The 1,001-nt window shown below is 59.8% G+C and carries 1 protein-coding gene; it reads right to left on the bottom strand.

The window, feature by feature from the left end:
• Nucleotides 1-214: 214 nt before the first annotated feature.
• A complete protein-coding gene (rpiA, locus tag AC1RQ9_RS19030) occupies nucleotides 215-919 on the bottom strand; it encodes a ribose-5-phosphate isomerase RpiA (RefSeq protein ID WP_485988150.1) in 705 nt (234 codons plus the stop codon).
• Between the last annotated feature and the right edge of the window lie 82 nt (nucleotides 920-1,001).

The following is a 1,001-nucleotide window of genomic DNA, read 5'->3' as shown; positions in this document are numbered from 1 at the left end:
GGAATATATTTTTATCATTTCGATAAACCCGTCCTTTCAGGCGGCACAGGCAGTCCATCGGTCAGTTCCCAACGCGTGCGTGACAGCCTGCCTGCTCAACGCAATCCTTACGGCCTCGCTTTTGAAATCTTCCCCATGCTCATTGTTCCACTGGTTTCATGAAACGTTCAGATGACCGGCACAAACCTGCCACCATGCGGTAACAGGCACATGGTCATGCGGCCATGAGATGTTTCAGGCCCTCCCGGCCCGCCACGATGACTTCGGACGTGCGGCCAATGAACAGGCCACTTTCGATGACGCCCACGATGGAGCGGATCCTACGCGCCAATGCCACGGAATCCGGGATTTCCCCGAAATTGCAGTCCAGGATCAGGTTGCCCCCGTCGGTGTTGAAGGGCACACCATGCTGGTCCAGCCGCAAAATGGGACGTGCGCCCAGATCCTGCAGCCGGGTGGCCGTCAGTTCCCAGCCGAATGTCGTGACCTCCACCGGCACGGGCATGTGGTGACCCAGCCGTGGCACCAGCTTGCTTTCATCCACCACCACCACGAAGCGACGTGAGGCCGCAGCCACGATCTTTTCCCGAAACAGCGCCCCGCCGCGTCCCTTGATCAGGTTGAGCGTGCCCATCTCCACTTCATCCGCGCCGTCAATATCAAGATCGATTAGCGGATGGGTGGCGAATGTCACCAGTTTGATCCCGTGCGCACGCGCCTGCTCGGCCGAGCGTTCGGATGTGGGAATGGCGGCAAACCGCAGGCCTTCAGCCCATCGGCGGCCCAGTTCGTCAATCATGTAGGCCGATGTGGTGCCTGAACCAAGGCCGACCACCATGCCTTCCCTGACCATGGACGCGGCTTCGATTGCGGCATGGCGTTTCTGTTCCTCGCGCGGGTCACTGATCTGGCTTGTCATGTCCGGATTCCTGCTATCCTTCTGGCTGGCTGCATTATCCATCCTGCGCCCTGCTGGCGGCGCGGCGGCCTTTACCACATTC

The organism is Komagataeibacter ossonobensis, assembly GCF_057359305.1.
The sequence above is the reverse complement of the archived record's forward strand: the minus strand, read 5'-3'. Positions and strand labels throughout refer to the sequence as shown.

Excerpts from the sequence above, each read along its gene's own strand:
- rpiA (WP_485988150.1), bottom strand. The coding sequence starts at position 919 with ATGACAAGCCAGATCAGTGACCCGCGCGAGGAACAGAAACGCCATGCC.